Origin of the sequence: Mesorhizobium sp. M0047 (assembly GCF_040323315.1) — a bacterium.
Lineage (GTDB): Bacteria > Pseudomonadota > Alphaproteobacteria > Rhizobiales > Rhizobiaceae > Mesorhizobium.
The window spans coordinates 167,455-181,620 of the sequence record NZ_JAMYUW010000004.1 but is presented as its reverse complement, the minus strand read 5'-3'; the positions used below and the strand labels follow the sequence as shown (position 1 = coordinate 181,620).

Annotated in this window: 14 protein-coding genes; 9 read left to right on the top strand and 5 right to left on the bottom strand. The window is 61.4% G+C overall.

What is annotated here, in order from left to right; all coding sequences use genetic code 11:
- Complete coding sequence (locus NKJ89_RS05535) at positions 1–471, bottom strand: NUDIX hydrolase (RefSeq protein WP_352600601.1); 471 nt, start codon at positions 469–471, stop codon at positions 1–3.
- Between the two features lie 184 nt (positions 472–655).
- On the opposite strand from NKJ89_RS05535, the gene NKJ89_RS05530 reads away from it, so the two are divergent.
- Positions 656–1,189 carry a sterol desaturase family protein gene (locus tag NKJ89_RS05530; protein WP_352600599.1) on the top strand — a complete coding sequence of 178 codons (534 nt, stop codon included), beginning with the start codon at positions 656–658 and terminating at the stop codon, positions 1,187–1,189.
- 17 nt (positions 1,190–1,206) lie between these two features.
- Here the strand turns inward: NKJ89_RS05530 and rsgA are convergent, their stop codons facing one another.
- A complete protein-coding gene (rsgA, locus tag NKJ89_RS05525) occupies positions 1,207–2,406 on the bottom strand; it encodes a ribosome small subunit-dependent GTPase A (RefSeq protein WP_352600597.1) in 1,200 nt (399 codons plus the stop codon).
- A gap of 203 nt (positions 2,407–2,609) precedes the next feature.
- On the opposite strand from rsgA, the gene NKJ89_RS05520 reads away from it, so the two are divergent.
- Positions 2,610–3,644 carry a LacI family DNA-binding transcriptional regulator gene (locus NKJ89_RS05520; protein ID WP_352600595.1) on the top strand — a complete coding sequence of 345 codons (1,035 nt, stop codon included), beginning with the start codon at positions 2,610–2,612 and terminating at the stop codon, positions 3,642–3,644.
- Here NKJ89_RS05520 and NKJ89_RS05515 read toward each other — a convergent pair.
- The 3 genes from NKJ89_RS05515 to NKJ89_RS05505 all read right to left on the bottom strand — a co-directional run bounded on the left by NKJ89_RS05515 (position 3,632) and on the right by NKJ89_RS05505 (position 6,791).
- On the bottom strand, positions 3,632–4,600 hold the full coding sequence (locus NKJ89_RS05515) for an alpha/beta hydrolase (protein ID WP_352600593.1): 969 nt from the start codon (positions 4,598–4,600) through the stop codon (positions 3,632–3,634). The genes NKJ89_RS05520 and NKJ89_RS05515 overlap by 13 nt on opposite strands.
- A gap of 10 nt (positions 4,601–4,610) precedes the next feature.
- Positions 4,611–5,759: a Gfo/Idh/MocA family protein gene (locus tag NKJ89_RS05510; protein ID WP_352600591.1), complete on the bottom strand. Its 1,149-nt coding sequence runs from the start codon at positions 5,757–5,759 to the stop codon at positions 4,611–4,613.
- A 270-nt stretch (positions 5,760–6,029) separates the two neighbouring features.
- Positions 6,030–6,791, bottom strand: coding sequence for a DeoR/GlpR family DNA-binding transcription regulator (locus NKJ89_RS05505; protein WP_352600589.1), 762 nt, complete (start codon positions 6,789–6,791; stop codon positions 6,030–6,032).
- Positions 6,792–6,951: 160 nt separating this feature from the next.
- Between NKJ89_RS05505 and NKJ89_RS05500 the strand changes: the two genes are divergently transcribed.
- The 7 genes from NKJ89_RS05500 (at position 6,952) to NKJ89_RS05470 (ending at position 14,155) form a co-directional block, all read left to right on the top strand.
- Positions 6,952–7,752 carry a beta/alpha barrel domain-containing protein gene (locus NKJ89_RS05500; protein WP_352600587.1) on the top strand — a complete coding sequence of 267 codons (801 nt, stop codon included), beginning with the start codon at positions 6,952–6,954 and terminating at the stop codon, positions 7,750–7,752.
- Between the two features lie 3 nt (positions 7,753–7,755).
- Positions 7,756–8,706, top strand: a complete 951-nt coding sequence (locus NKJ89_RS05495; protein ID WP_352600585.1) for a PfkB family carbohydrate kinase — start codon at positions 7,756–7,758, stop codon at positions 8,704–8,706.
- Positions 8,707–8,794: 88 nt separating this feature from the next.
- Entirely contained in the window at positions 8,795–9,940 is a 1,146-nt protein-coding gene (locus tag NKJ89_RS05490) for an ABC transporter ATP-binding protein (protein ID WP_352600772.1), read from the top strand.
- A gap of 109 nt (positions 9,941–10,049) precedes the next feature.
- Positions 10,050–11,297, top strand: coding sequence for an ABC transporter substrate-binding protein (locus tag NKJ89_RS05485; protein ID WP_352600583.1), 1,248 nt, complete (start codon positions 10,050–10,052; stop codon positions 11,295–11,297).
- A 138-nt stretch (positions 11,298–11,435) separates the two neighbouring features.
- A complete protein-coding gene (locus tag NKJ89_RS05480) occupies positions 11,436–12,332 on the top strand; it encodes a carbohydrate ABC transporter permease (protein WP_023756672.1) in 897 nt (298 codons plus the stop codon).
- 5 nt (positions 12,333–12,337) lie between these two features.
- Positions 12,338–13,180: a carbohydrate ABC transporter permease gene (locus NKJ89_RS05475; RefSeq protein ID WP_023756671.1), complete on the top strand. Its 843-nt coding sequence runs from the start codon at positions 12,338–12,340 to the stop codon at positions 13,178–13,180.
- Between the two features lie 153 nt (positions 13,181–13,333).
- Positions 13,334–14,155 (top strand): sugar phosphate isomerase/epimerase family protein, encoded by an 822-nt coding sequence (locus NKJ89_RS05470; protein ID WP_352600581.1) that lies wholly within the window; start codon positions 13,334–13,336, stop codon positions 14,153–14,155.
- Positions 14,156–14,166 lie beyond the last annotated feature (11 nt).

Here is a 14,166-nt window from a genome sequence, read left to right as displayed (position 1 = left end):
TCATCCGGCGCCTTGCTGCCTGGCAAAATCCAACAGGATCGGGTGCTGCCCCTTGAGGATCTTCGCCTCGGCCTCGGGCAAGGTGAACCAGCCCGCTCTGTCGATTTCCGGGAATTCCTTCAGGAATCCTGACTTTGGCGGCCATTCCATGGTGAAGATGTTGCTCTTGATGGCAGCCACATCGATGTCGACGGTCGGTTCGACAGACCAGGCCACGACGATCTTTCCGCCCGGTTGCCTGTAGTCGCCGAGGCGCGTGAAGGAGCCGTCGATCCTGACGCCGATCTCTTCCTCGGTTTCGCGTCGCGCTGCCGCCAACTCATCCTCGTTCTCGCCGACGAGGCCTTTCGGTATCGACCACGCACCGTCGTCCTTCTTCGTCCAGAACGGCCCGCCCGGATGAACCAGCAACACCCTGAGATCGCCGTCGCTACGGCGATAGATCAGCAATCCAGCACTGCGTTTTGCCATTGTGATGCGTCCGTTTGCGATGTTGGCAACGAAGACCTGCATTCTATCGACTGTGCGTGATCGTTGGTTCGAACCTTGCTTCACAGCATTGCGACGCTATGTCAGTTGCATCTGCATTGCGCCTCACCCACGAGTCCGGCAATCTGATAAATCGCTTATTTGGCGGCTCGAAGGCTAGGTGACGATGCAACTCGGTCTTGTTGGCTACTACAGCGACTTCGTGGTCTATCCGCTGGTTATCGCCGCACTAGCAGTTGCAGGGCTGATCGAGGCCGGCGAAGACAATGCGACAGGCTGGATCGGCACGGTCCTCGCTTGTCTCTTCCTCTGGACGCTGACCGAATACATGCTGCACAGGTTCGTGCTTCATCACATTCCCTACATCAAGGACCTGCACGAGCGTCACCATGTCGAGGAGCGCAGTTCTGTGGGCACTCCGACCTGGCTCAGCCTCGGTGTGCATGCGCTGGTCGCGTTTGTGCCTGTCTGGATGGTCTCAGGTTTCGCAACCGCAAGTGCCGTAAGTTGCGGGCTGATGCTGGGGTACCTCTGGTACATCAGCATCCATCACATGGTTCATCACTGGCATCCCAGCCATCCGAGCTATCTCTACACCCTCAAGCGCCGCCACGCCGTGCATCATCACATCGACGAATCGGCCAATTTCGGTGTCACGTCGGCATTTTGGGATCGGCTCTTCGGCACGGCGCGGCTCTGATCCTCGGTTCTCACCCTTCAACGCCTCTTTCCGCGACCGCCGGGAGACCTGGCCCCGCGCGGCCCGCTCTGAACCGGCGTGTTGTGCTGGTTTTCGTCGGAAAGTTTGCGCCAGCGGGCAAGACGCTCCGGATCGAGCGTCCCGGATTTCAAGGCAGCCTGCACCGCGCAGCCCGGTTCATGCACATGCGTACAGTCGCGGAACTTGCAGAGTGGGGCGAGTTCGGTGATTTCAGCAAACAGCATGTCGATGCCGGAGGCGACATCACTGACGTGCAATGTCCGCATGCCGGGCGTGTCGATCACCCAGCCGCCGCCGGCGATGGCGTGCAACGATCGCGACGTGGTGGTGTGGCGACCCTTGGAATCATGTTCGCGAATACCCCCGGTCTGTTGCGGCGATTGCTGCGCCGGTCCGGCAAGCGTGTTGACCAGCGTCGATTTGCCGACGCCGGAGGAACCGATCAACGCCACCGTCTGGCCGACACCGCACCAGACAGCCAAGGCGGTTGCCGCATCTGAGGTGCGGGGATTCAGGATCACGACCGGCAGTTCACGCTGCAACGCGGCAGCCTGCCTTTCATACGCTTCGGCATCCTCAGCGGTATCGGCCTTGGTCAGCAGGATCACAGGCGTCGTTCCGGCCTCGTTGGCCAGTGCCAGATAGCGCTCGAGCCGGGCGGGATTGAAGTCGGCATTGCACGAGGTGACGATGAACAGCGTGTCGACATTGGCTGCGGCAAGCTGTGGCACCCTGCCGCCCTGGGTGCGGCGCTCGAGCACCGTCTTGCGGGTCAGGCGGCGTTGCACAAGCTGGTCATGCGCGTCGACGAGCACCCAGTCGCCGACGGCATAATCGCCGGTGTTCGCCTGCGCCGGCAGTGTCAGATCGACTGGCCCTGCCTGCGACAGGCCGGTCAGGCGGTCGCGATGGACCGTGGCGATGCGCGTCGGGACGAGATTGGCTTCGCCGGGCTCGAACTGGTCGCCGAAGAAATCCGTCCAGCCCAGGCTGGCGAGCGATGGTGTGGAGTGACCCGTCAAGGCTTTGACCGAGGCGTCGCAGACATGGACAGTATCCCTGGCAAAATTGAAAGTGAGGCGGACCACAATCTCGGGTGGGCTGTGTATGGGCGGCGTGGCGGCATTTGGCAAGCAGGGCCGATGCCGTGGCCGATCAGCGCCGTAGCCGGCGGTCAGTCCGTCGCGCTGCCCCATGCCACACTTTCCATCCCGAACCCTTTGTCTCCGGTTTTAAAGCGTCCATAAATAATTAACGCGCGCAATATTTCTGCTTTGTATTGAGAAGTGTGAAAACTTGACTGAATAAGTTCGGTCAAGCATTGCTGCTTCCGGTCAACGGACGCATGTGGTAGCGGCTCGTCCGGTCGGCAATGACGGTAAGGAGATCAGGATTATCGATGGCGGAGAAGACTCACCGCACGATGGATGACTTCGCCCAGGCATGCGGCGTGTCCCGACCGACTTTGTCCAAATATTTCGACGACCCGGCAAGCGTCAAGCCGGCGACGCGGGCGCGTATCGAAGCCGCACTGCGCTCCTCGGATTATCAGCCGAACCTTTTCGCGCGCAACCTCAACCGCAAGCGCACACGAAACATCGGCATCATCGTGCCGACGATCACCGATCCGTTCTACGCCGAGATGGTCAGCCGCATCGAATTTCGCTGCCGCGACGAAGGCTACTGGCCGATCGTCATCTCTTCGCATGGCTCGCCGAAGCTGGAGGCGGAGTCGGTCAGGACGCTGCTGTCACTGAAGGTGGCGGGCGCGATCATCGCCCCGCTGGGGCTGGCCTCCGACCACGGCGTTTTCGACAAGCTCGGACAGGACATTCCGATCGTCTATTTCGACACCTATATCGAGGGCGATACGCCGTTCGTCGGCAATGACAACCGGCAGAGCGTGTCGACCATCGTCGATTATCTCTGCCGTTCCGGTGAGCCGCCGGCCTATCTCGACATTCCGCATGTCAACCACAACTCCGGCGAACGCCAGCAAAGCTATATCGTCGCGATGGAAACCGCCGGCTTCAAGCCGGTCGTCATCGAGGCTGCGCGCGACTACACCTGGGACTTCGAACGCATTGGCTACGAGCAGATGGAAAGAATGCTGGAGACCGGCACCTTGCCCGGCCGTACCATCCTGTGCGCCAATGATCGTCTCGCCTTTGGCGTGATGGCTGCCGCGTACTCGCGCGGCCTGAAGGTCGGCCGCAGGCCCGACTGCGATCTGCGCCTTGCTGCGCATGACGATCATCCGCTGAGCCGCTACACCTGTCCGGCGCTGACCACCATGGCGCAGGATTTCACCGCCATGGCCGGGCGCAGCGTCGAGATCCTGCTGGCTCTGCTGGACGAGGCCGATCCGCCAAAGCAGGGCCTGGCGCGCACGGTCAAGCTCGGCGCGACGCTGGTGATGCGTCAGTCGGCCTGAGCGTTGGTCGTCGGCGAATTCCTCTCGAACTGGCGCCAGGCCGCCACCGCCTCGGCTACCGCTTGTCGGGCCCCAGGTATATGGCGTCCCATCGAGACGAAGCCGTGGATCTGGCCCGGCCATTGCCGCAGAATTAGTGGCACGCCTTCGCTTTGCAGGCGCGCGGCATAGGCTGTCCCTTCGTCGGCCAGGATGTCGTAGCCGGCAAGCGCCACGAAAGCCGGCGCGACGCCGGTGAGGTCAGGGGCCAGCAGGGGCGAGACGCGCCAATCCAGCATGTCGTCGGGCGTTCGCACATAGTGGTCGCGGAACCAGGCCATGGTGCTTGCGGTAAGACCGAAGCCGTCGCCGAAGCGCCGATAGCTGTCTGCCACCTGGCGGGCGTCGGTGTTGGGATAGATCAGGATCTGCGCCGCAACGGGCGGCGCCAATCCATCGCGGGCGAGCAGCGCCAGCACGGCGGCGAGATTGCCGCCGGCACTATCGCCGGCCACGCCGATGCGCGCCTTATCGATGCCGAGGCCGGCGGCATTCTCCGCCATGAAGCGCAGCGTTGCCAGCCCATCTTCCAGCCCGGCGGGGAATTTGTGTTCCGGCGCCAGGCGATAGTCGGGACAGACAATGACGGCGTTGCCGAGGTTGGCCAGCCAGCGGCAGATCTCGTCATGCGAATCCAGATTGCCGATCACCCAGCCGCCGCCATGCAGATAGAGCAGCGCCGGTGCCCCGTTGGGTAGTGCGCCGATGCCGCGATGGATGCGCACGGTAATCGGGCTGTTCGGCCCCTCGATCTGCTGTTCCAAAGTCGTTGCTACCGCCTCGTGCTCGCCCTGCAGCGTCGGGAACGAAGCATTGTAGGCGGCGCGCGCCGCCGCCACGCTGCCGGTCTTGAACTGTTCGCCGCCGGCTGCGCGGCTGATTTCGAGGACGCGCAGCGCATCCGGGTCGAGCATCATCGTCATATCCTCAGGCCAGCAGACTGCTTGCTTCCTCTTCGGTCAACAGGGCCGGCTGGACGACATCGCCCGCGATGGCGATCGAGTCCTGTGTTTCGCCGGAACGCAGGATCGCCTCCATGATCTCAAGCACATGCAGCGCAAGGCTGCCGGAGGCGCGCGGCGTGTTGCCGGTTCGAAGCGAACGCAGCAGATCGGCGACGCCGAGCATGCGGTAGTTGGCGCGGTCGGGCGCGGCATAGGGCCAGTTGCGGGCGCCATAGAGTTCGCCTTCGCTGGCGAAATCCTTCCACTCAGTGCCGCGTTCGGACAGCGACACGGTGCCGCCGAACGTGTCGGGGTCGGGCAGGCGCAGCGAGCCTTCCGTGCCGTGCAGCTCGATCGGATGGTTGGAGTGGCGAAAGACATCCCACGAGGCGCCGAAGGTGACGGTCGCGCCGGAGCGGAATTCGAGCAGCGACAAAACGTTGGTCGGCGTGCCGACCTTGAATGTGGTGTTCTTGAACGGCCCTTCGGCTGATATCAGCCGTTCCTCCTGGCCGCGCGTCGCCATCGCCATGACGCGCTCGACCGGGCCGAGCAGATTGACCAGCATGGTCAGATAGTAGGGGCCCATGTCGAACACCGGACCACCGCCGGGCTGGTAGTAGAATTGCGGGTTTGGATGCCAGTGCTCCATGCCGCGGCCCATCATGAAGGCGGTGCCGGTGACAGGGCGGCCGATGGCACCCTCGTCCATCAGCCGGCGGGCGCGGCGTCCGGCGGCACCCAGGAAGGTGTCGGGCGCCGAGCCGAGCAGCAGGCCGCGCGATCTCGCCTCGTTGACCAGACGCTGTCCATCGGCGGCCGAGGTGGCGAGCGGCTTTTCGGTGAAGACGTGCTTACCGGCCGAAAGCGCGGCAAGTGAAATTTCGAAGTGCGCCGCCGGAATGGTCAGGTTGAGGACAAGATCGATCTCGGGGTCGGCCAGCAGCGCATCGACACCGAGCGCCTGGATGCCATATTCCTTCGCTCGCATCGCCGCTATGTCAGCCGAGATATCGGCGCAGGCGCGCAATTCGATCCCGCCGAAGAGAGCGGCATTGCGCAGATAGGTCATCGAGATATTGCCGCATCCGATGACGCCGATCCCGAGTTTCGTCGTTGATTTTCCGTGCATTTCCGATCGTACCTCCCAATGCGGTCATTGTCTGCCGGCCCCGCCTAACCGGTAACGTGATCGCCTAGGATCGGGCTATACAGCATTTCAAATATTGACGCGCGTAAAACTTTTATACAACATACGAAAACGCTGGCTCGATATCGGGAGGCTGCCAGCCCTAGGAGGAGAAGATGACAGACATGAAAGGAACGGCCGACCGCCGATACTAAGCCTGTGGGTCATGTGCGCATTTGGATATTTCCGTCGCGGCTAAGGACCGCGACGGGGTCAGGCATAGATCACCTTGGCCCCGGTCCTATCAAGCTGGCTGCGTATCGGGCCGGACAGGCCATCGTCGGTGATCACAACATCGACGCTCGACAGCGAAAATGCCTTGGAGGTCCCGCTGACGCCCCATTTGCTCGAATCCGCAAGGAGGACAACGCGCCGGGCCATGCGCACGAGGTTTCGCTTCGTTCGCGCCATGTCTTCGTTCACGTCGACCACATCCAGTGACGAGTCAATCGCATGCGCTCCAACAAAGACCTGATGCGCTACCAAGCCGCCGAGAGCCGTGTCGGGATCGGTGATCAGCGTGCTCACCGTGTCTGGATAGACCCGGCCACCGATCATGTGAACGTCGAGCCCGGGCCGATGCATCAGATGCTGCACGATATTCATCGCCGTGGCCGCTACCACGACATTGCTGAGCGGCGGTAACAGCATGGCAACCTGCATCAATGTCGAGCCGCCGTCGAAGATGACCGATTGGTTGTCCTCGAACAGGTCTATCGCTGCCCGGGCGATGCGTTTCTTTGCATCGAGGTTCGTTTGCATCCGCCGGGCGAACGCGGCCGTGGTCGAATCTGTGGTCCGGGTCACAGCGCCTCCACGGGTCTTGGTCAGCAGTCCCTTGCGGTCCAGTATCTCGAGGTCGGAACGCACCGTGACTTCCGACACGCCAAAATCGTCTGACAGGTCCTTGATGCGAACCTGTCCGCTGCGTTGCACTTCACCCAGGATCGATTGGCGTCTCTGCTCCGACAACATTGCCTGTCCTTGCCTCCATGCGCCAAGCGATCGCCCTGGCCTCGGTTCACTCTACCAAAAATACGCGAATTCGAAAGCTTTCGAAAGATTGCATTTATCCTTTCTTTCGCAAACACTGATCCAGGATTTTGAAATCAATCGATTGGAGAGTTTTGGACTCATGAGCCTCGGAACCAAGGTGCGCCTGGCACGCCTCTTCTCACATCCATCTGGGAATCTTTTTGGCGGCGCGGTCGACCACTTTGTCGGCTATGGCGACGTGCGCAAAGGAGGTCTTGCCGACCTGCCAGGCGCGCTTGCACGCGTCATGGTGGGCAAACCCGACTACGTCAGCATCCAGCCCGGCACCGCGCGCCATCTGTGGCCGCAATACGCGGGCAAGGCTTCCCTGGTGATCCAGGCAGGCTGCTTCACCCCAGACGATCGCATCAGTGAACTGATTGCAACGCCCGAGGATGCGGTGCGCGCTGGCGCCGATGCGTTGGCCGTGGCCATTCCGGTGCGCGGCGCGACCGAGGGCAAATACATACGCTGGCTGACCGATTCGGTGAATGCGGCGGCCCGTTACGGCATGCCGGTGGTGGCGCATATCTACCCTCGCGATTTCACCGACGGGGCAAAAATCGTCTTCACCCCCGACGAGATCGCCTATGCGGCACGCATCGGCTACGAGTCCGGCGTCGACGTGATCAAGATCGGTTACACGGGCGATTTCGAGTCGTTTCGAGAGACCGTTCGGACCTGCCCGGTGCCGGTCGTGATCGCCGGTGGTCCGAAGACCGATACGCTGCTCGGCGCTCTTCAGCAGACGGCGGACGCCATCCGTGCCGGCGCGCGCGGTGCCGTGGTGGGCCGCAATCTCTGGGGGCATGGCGATCCGGAAAAGGCAGCGATTGCCTTTCGGGGCGTCATCCATGACGGCCTTTCGACGCAAGACGCCTTGGCGAAGGCGGGTGCCTGAACGATGCCCACCGTCCCTTCAATCCTCGGCTTCGGAGCTATTGCGATCGACGACATCGTCTATGTCGATCAGCCGTTGTCGGCGGGCAAGGGGAAGGTTGTGCAAAGTGCCCGAGCTTTCGGGGGAAATGTGGCGACGGCACTTGCCGCCGTCGCGCGGCTCGGCGGAACCGCCGGGTTCGTCGGATGGCTGGGCAGTGCCGCCGACGACGCCGTGTTATGCGATCTCGTTGCGAGCGGCGTTGAGACCGCGTTCGCGCCGCGCCACCCGCACGCGCGCCCGGTACGCTCGCGGATCACCGTCGGTTCGGATGGGGAGCGGTTCATCGCGTATGACGACGACGCGACGCTGGGCACCGCGCCGGACTTTCCGGACGAGGTCCTCAGCCGCGCGACCGTCCTGATCGTCGACAGTTACGGGATCGGGTCGTTGGATGTCGTGGCTCGGGCTCGCGATCTCGGCCTCGCGATCCTCGGAGATGTCGAATGGAGCCGCGGCCCAGCCACCGAGAGGCTGATCGGGCTCTGCGACCATCTCATACTTCCACTCGGCTTTGCGCGGACCGCCACGGGCCGCCGGTCACCGGCCGAGATACTCGATGCATTGTGGTTGCCGTCGCGGTCCGCCGTGGTTCTGACGGATGGCGGCAGGGGCGTTTTCTATCGCGGGCGCGACGAGACAGGGCTCTGGCACCTGCCTCCGCACCGGGTTGCCGTCGTCGACTCGACCGGCGCCGGTGACTGCTTTCATGGCGCCTATGCCCTTGCATTGACACGCGGGGGCGACACCGCGGGCCGGGTCGCATTCGCGGCCGCGGCGGCGGCCCTATCGATAACGGGGCGGGGCGGGCGCGAGGCGCTTCCGACCCACGACCAGGTCACGGAACTCCTGGCATCGACGAACGCGCCGTCGGCAGTCGAACTGAAAGATGCGCGGCTCGATACCGGAACATAGCCCGAACTATCCGAGGAAATATTTCGCAGGTGAACATAAGCCGAGCATAATCATAAAAATCAGTGGCTTAGACTTGTGGAGGAGGAATATGGCAGAAGTCGTTCTTGAAAATATCTGCAAGACATACGGGAACAATTTTCACGCAATCGACCAATTGAACCTGTCGGTTGAGGACGGCGAGTTTTTGATTCTCGTCGGGCCGTCCGGCTGTGGCAAATCCACCGCGTTGCGGATGATCGCGGGATTGGAGGACGTCACCAGCGGCAGCCTTCGGATCGGCGGAGTCGACGTCGTCGACATGCCACCCAAGGACCGCGACATCGCGATGGTCTTCCAGAGCTACGCCCTCTACCCGCATATGACGGTGTTCGAAAACATCGGCTTTTCGATGCGGCTGGCAGGCAAGCCGAAGGCCGAGCGCAAAAAGCGCGTGGACGAGATCGCCAAGACCCTTCAACTGACGTCTCTGCTGGACAGCAAACCTGCGAACCTTTCAGGCGGACAGCGTCAAAGGGTTGCCATGGGCCGCGCCATGGTGCGCGAGCCGGCAGCTTTTCTCATGGACGAACCCCTTTCCAATCTGGACGCGAAACTGCGCGTTCAAATGCGCGCCGAAATCACCAGTCTGCAAAAGCAGCTCGGCGTAACGACCATATATGTGACCCACGACCAAACCGAAGCCATGACGATGGGCGACCGGGTCGCGGTGTTGAAAGGCGGCGTGCTGCAGCAGGTCGACACACCCAAGAGGCTCTATGAATCGCCGGTGAACGCCTTCGTTGCCGGCTTCATCGGGTCTCCTTCGATGAACCTTTTCGAGGCGACCCTGACGGGCGACGAAATGATGTCCGGCGCCTTGGCCATCCGGCTGCAGGATGCAGCCTTCGTGCGCAGGCCGGGCTTGAGGTCGTATGCGGGGCGCAAGGTCGTGTTCGGGATACGACCGGAGGATCTCTATGACAGCAGCCTCGAATCCGGCCGCAAGTATCAGACGATACCGGCAAAGGTGACCTCGATCGAAGAACTCGGATCCGAACATATCGTCCATCTCAACATCGACGCGGTCCGGGTGGACTCCGGCGACCCTGACGCGGTGCAAGATTTCGGCCTGGCGTCGAATGCGGTGGCGAAATTCGAACCAGCCAGCACAGTCCGCTCCGGCTCGGAGATCAGGTTGGCCCTGGATGACGCCAAGCTCCATTTCTTCGATCCCGAGACGCACCTGGCGATCTGAATATCCGCGACAAGACCCGCGGGCGAGGGGAGGCGCCTGCATAAGGAGACTTCTGAATAACCAGACGATCGGCCGCATTGTGCGGTCGATCCTAAAGAAGGAGGAGAAAATGACGTTTCGTATAAGACCCGCGATGCTGAAAATAGCCGCGGCCGCATGGTTGCTTGGCGCAACCGGCGCCATGGCGGATACGACGCTGGAATTCACCCAATGGTGGGAACCAGAATTGCCGGCTGGCTCGCTCAGGGCAATCATGGATGACTTCGAGGCCGCAAACCCCGGAATCAATGTGACGCTGGTCAGCGGCCCCTACGCGACCACGCGAGACCAGATCTCGGTTGGTGCTGCAACCGGAACGCTCAGCGACGTCGTCGGGCTCGACGGTGCCTGGGTGAACAATCTGAATGCGCAGAACGCACTCGCCGACATGAATCCGATGATGGATGCGAGCGGTTTCGACAAGAGCCAGGTCGCGGACATCATCAAGGTGGACGGCAAGGCGGTGATGTTTCCCGTGGCTTCCTTCGTCTATCCGGTCTTCGTGAATTTGGACCTCGCCGCCCAGGCAGGTGTGACCAAGCTGCCGTCGACCCGTGCGGAGTTTCTCGAAGCCGCCAAGAAGATGACGCACGCCGATAAGAACCAGTATGGCTGGGTGCTGCCGCTGTCGCTGCAAACGCCATCCGGCGTCCAGAACGACATGATGTCGTGGGTTTGGGCTTCGGGTCAGTCGATGATGGCGAACGGCAAGCCAGACCTTGAGGGCAAACCGGTGGTCGATATGCTCACCTTCGTCAAATCACTCAACGACGCCGGCACCATCTCGCCCGGCATCGCCACCAAGACCGAGCAGGAAAAGGTCGAGGAATTCGTCAACGACCGCGCCGGGATGATGATCGACTCGCTCGCGCATGTGAACCTCATCCGCAAGCGCAATCCCAAGCTGAACTTCGACCTCATCCCGGTCCCGGTCGTGGAAAACTATACCGGCAAGCGCGGCCTTCCCTATGCCTCCTGGGGCATCGGCATCTCTGCTGCCTCGAAACATCAGGAAGAGGCCTGGAAACTCGTCCAATATCTGATGAGTGAAAAGGTGAACGCCAAGCTCGTGTCGCTTGCGAACGCCTTCCCGGGTAACGTCAACGCCAAGCCGGATTTCGTGACCTCGGACAAGGCTTTCGGCAAGGCTTTTGAAATCTTCAAGACCGGTTATCTCGCCAACGAGTTCACGGGCCTGCCGGTGGCTGAAGACCTGATGACCCAGTTCGACGTGCAGGCTCAAAAGATGCTCGCTGGTGAGCAGTCTCCGGAACAAGCCGCAGCCACCGCTCAGAAGGGCTGGATGGCGAAATTCTGATCGGCCTGTTCCCGTTTGCTATCTTCGACCGGGTGGCCTGACTTCGGGCAGGCCACCCGGCAACAACGGATCGGCAATTTGAGATGGACCTGTTTCCGAAGCTTACCTTCTTTTGAAGGCGTATCCCAAGGTTGGCACATGACCCGGCAAAAGCGCTCCCACCATAAGCTGAAACGAGCGGTCGCACCCTACCTCTATCTGTCGCCCTCACTGCTCATAATCGGGCTTCTGATGCTGCTGCCGATGGTGACGGTGATTGCCTACTCGTTCCAGAACAGCGCGGTGCTGCGTCGTGACCCATCCTTTGCCGGACTGAAGCACTACCAGGCGATCTTCGACGACCCCGTGTTCTGGGCTTCGCTGTGGCACACGCTCTACTTCACATGCATGAGCGTCGTCTTCCACATGACAATCGGCATGATCTTCGCGCTCATGCTGAACAGCGACCGCATCAATCCGATGCTGCGCAATATTCTGCGCGTGCTCTACATACTGCCCTGGCTGTTCACCGCGGTGATTATCGCCGTGATCTGGCGCCTCCTGCTTGAGCCGAACGGTGTCGTGAATAGCATTCTCATGCAAATCGGCATCATCGGTTCCAAGGTCGAATGGTTTTCCTCGCCTGAGACCGCGCTGCACGCCGTCACCTTCGCCAATATCTGGGCGGGCTATCCGCTCTTCATGGTCAGCCTGCTCGCGGGTTTGCAGGGCATTCCCAAGGATTTCTACGAGGCCGCCGATATCGACGGGGCAAAAGCCTACCAGAAGCTGATCTTCATCACCATTCCGATGCTGATGCCGATCATCATCAGCATCTCGCTACTCGACTTCATCTGGACCATGCAGGTCTTCCCGTTAATCTGGATAACGACGGGCGGTGGCCCGATCTACTCGACCGAGGTCCTCAGCACCTACACGTACAAGCTGGCGTTTTCGAGCTACAACCTGTCGCAGGCTTCGGCGAGCGCTGTAGTCATCTTGTTGATCTCTCTCGGGCTGACGCTGTTCTATATTCGCTATCAAAAGGCTCGGTAGTCACCATGAGGAAAAGGCATACGCCGAAAGACAGGCTGATCACCGTCGCGCTCCATGTAGCGCTTGCTGCGGGGCTCTTTTTCGCGGCATTCCCGATCTACTGGATGCTGAGCAGTTCGTTCAAATCGAATACCGAGATCTTTGCCCTGCCACCAACAATCCTGCCAAAGGCCTTCACGCTGGAAGCGTATGCAGCCATCCTTGGCGACCCGGTAAAGCTGCGCTTCTTCTTCAACAGCTATTTCGTGGCGGGAGCGGTGACCGTGCTGACGGTGCTGATCGCCTTGATGGCGGCCTACGGCTTCAGCCGCTTCAACTTCCGCGGCAAGGGCAGCCTGAACACACTCATCATCAGCACGCAGACGATTCCGCCGATCACACTTTTGATCCCCTTCTTCGGGCTTGTCGTCTCATACGGTATCTTCGATACCTACGTCGCACTGATCCTGACCTACCTGGTGTTTACACTGCCGTACGCGATCCTGCTGATGACGGGATATCTGAACACCTTGCCCCGCGATCTCGATGAAGCCGTGGCTGTCGATGGCGGCACCAGTTGGACAGCGCTTTGGCGGGTGATCGTCCCGATTTCTTTGCCTGGTATCGTGGCGACCGCGGTCTACACCTTCCTGTTGTGCTGGAACGAATTTCTCTTTGCGCTGACGCTGACGAAGTCAACGTCCATGCGCACCGTCCCGATCGGCATCCAGCTGTTGATGGGGCAGCACGCCTTCGAATGGAACCAGATGATGGCGATGAGCGTGCTCGGCTCGCTACCGCTCTTGCTCATCTACCTCGTTGCCCAGAGGTACTTCCTCGCCGGCATGACCGCGGGCTCGGTCAAGTAGGATGTCCACCCCAGGGAGAACCGAAGGAGCAGGCCCCCGCCTATCGCAATCGATGATTTACGCCGATCGTGCTCGTGCTGCTCTTCCCGCGCCACCTCATCGAGCGGCTGACGCAGGGCGCATCAAGAATAGGCGGTATCAAGGAATGAAAGGATGAACGTGAAAGACCTCAAAGTCGGCTGCCAGACCTTCACCTGGGAAATGCTTGGCAAGGGCTGGACTGGCGGCCCCGACGATCTGCTCAAGGCGATCACCGATGGCGGCTACGCCGGCATCGAAATCACCGACACCATGATCGGTCATTATGCCGGCAAGCCGTCGGAGTTCGCCGCTGCGCTGAAGGCGTCCGGGCTGATGCTGGTCTCCTTCGCCTTCGGCTCGAACAGCGGTTTCACGCTGAAGGAGAAGATCAGCGCCGATCTTGAGACCGCCAAACGCTGGATAGACTTCGCGGCTGCGTTTCCCGGCGCGCTGGTCTCGATGGGCTCGGCGACCGTGATGTCCGAAGGGCCGCGCGACGACAAGTTCGCCATCGCCGCGGAGGTTTACAACAAGGCCGCCGAGATCGGCCGCAAGGCCGGTGTGGATGTCGCGGTGCATCCAAGCTCGCACCACAACACGCTGCTGTTCGGCCGCGCCGACTACGACACGATCTTTGCCTTGCTCGACCCCGATCTGGTCGGCTGGGTGCCGGATACCGGCCATATCCTGCGCGGCCACAAGGACATGTCCGACACGCTGCGCACCTATCGCGACCGCATCCGCTACATCCACTTGAAGGACATAGATGCCAGCGGCACCTGGGCCATGCTCGGCAAGGGCGTCTGCGACACCCCTGCGGTCATCGAGATCGCCGGCACTGCGCCACGCTTCAACGGCTGGGTGGTGCTGGAGGAGGAATCCGAGACGGCCGCCGCCGATCCCGCCGGCGCGGTCAAGACCAACCGCCAGACAATGCGCTCCTACGGCGCCTGAAGAACGAGACG

What these genes read in the sequence shown, in the direction of transcription:
- NKJ89_RS05535 (WP_352600601.1), bottom strand. Translation starts at nt 471, where the DNA reads ATGGCAAAACGCAGTGCTGGATTGCTGATCTATCGCCGTAGCGACGGC.
- NKJ89_RS05530 (WP_352600599.1), top strand. Translation starts at nt 656, where the DNA reads ATGCAACTCGGTCTTGTTGGCTACTACAGCGACTTCGTGGTCTATCCG.
- rsgA (WP_352600597.1), bottom strand. Translation starts at nt 2,406, where the DNA reads ATGGGGCAGCGCGACGGACTGACCGCCGGCTACGGCGCTGATCGGCCA.
- NKJ89_RS05520 (WP_352600595.1), top strand. Translation starts at nt 2,610, where the DNA reads ATGGCGGAGAAGACTCACCGCACGATGGATGACTTCGCCCAGGCATGC.
- NKJ89_RS05515 (WP_352600593.1), bottom strand. Translation starts at nt 4,600, where the DNA reads ATGATGCTCGACCCGGATGCGCTGCGCGTCCTCGAAATCAGCCGCGCA.
- NKJ89_RS05510 (WP_352600591.1), bottom strand. Translation starts at nt 5,759, where the DNA reads ATGCACGGAAAATCAACGACGAAACTCGGGATCGGCGTCATCGGATGC.
- NKJ89_RS05505 (WP_352600589.1), bottom strand. Translation starts at nt 6,791, where the DNA reads ATGTTGTCGGAGCAGAGACGCCAATCGATCCTGGGTGAAGTGCAACGC.
- NKJ89_RS05500 (WP_352600587.1), top strand. Translation starts at nt 6,952, where the DNA reads ATGAGCCTCGGAACCAAGGTGCGCCTGGCACGCCTCTTCTCACATCCA.
- NKJ89_RS05495 (WP_352600585.1), top strand. Translation starts at nt 7,756, where the DNA reads ATGCCCACCGTCCCTTCAATCCTCGGCTTCGGAGCTATTGCGATCGAC.
- NKJ89_RS05490 (WP_352600772.1), top strand. Translation starts at nt 8,795, where the DNA reads ATGGCAGAAGTCGTTCTTGAAAATATCTGCAAGACATACGGGAACAAT.
- NKJ89_RS05485 (WP_352600583.1), top strand. Translation starts at nt 10,050, where the DNA reads ATGACGTTTCGTATAAGACCCGCGATGCTGAAAATAGCCGCGGCCGCA.
- NKJ89_RS05480 (WP_023756672.1), top strand. Translation starts at nt 11,436, where the DNA reads ATGACCCGGCAAAAGCGCTCCCACCATAAGCTGAAACGAGCGGTCGCA.
- NKJ89_RS05475 (WP_023756671.1), top strand. Translation starts at nt 12,338, where the DNA reads ATGAGGAAAAGGCATACGCCGAAAGACAGGCTGATCACCGTCGCGCTC.
- NKJ89_RS05470 (WP_352600581.1), top strand. Translation starts at nt 13,334, where the DNA reads ATGAACGTGAAAGACCTCAAAGTCGGCTGCCAGACCTTCACCTGGGAA.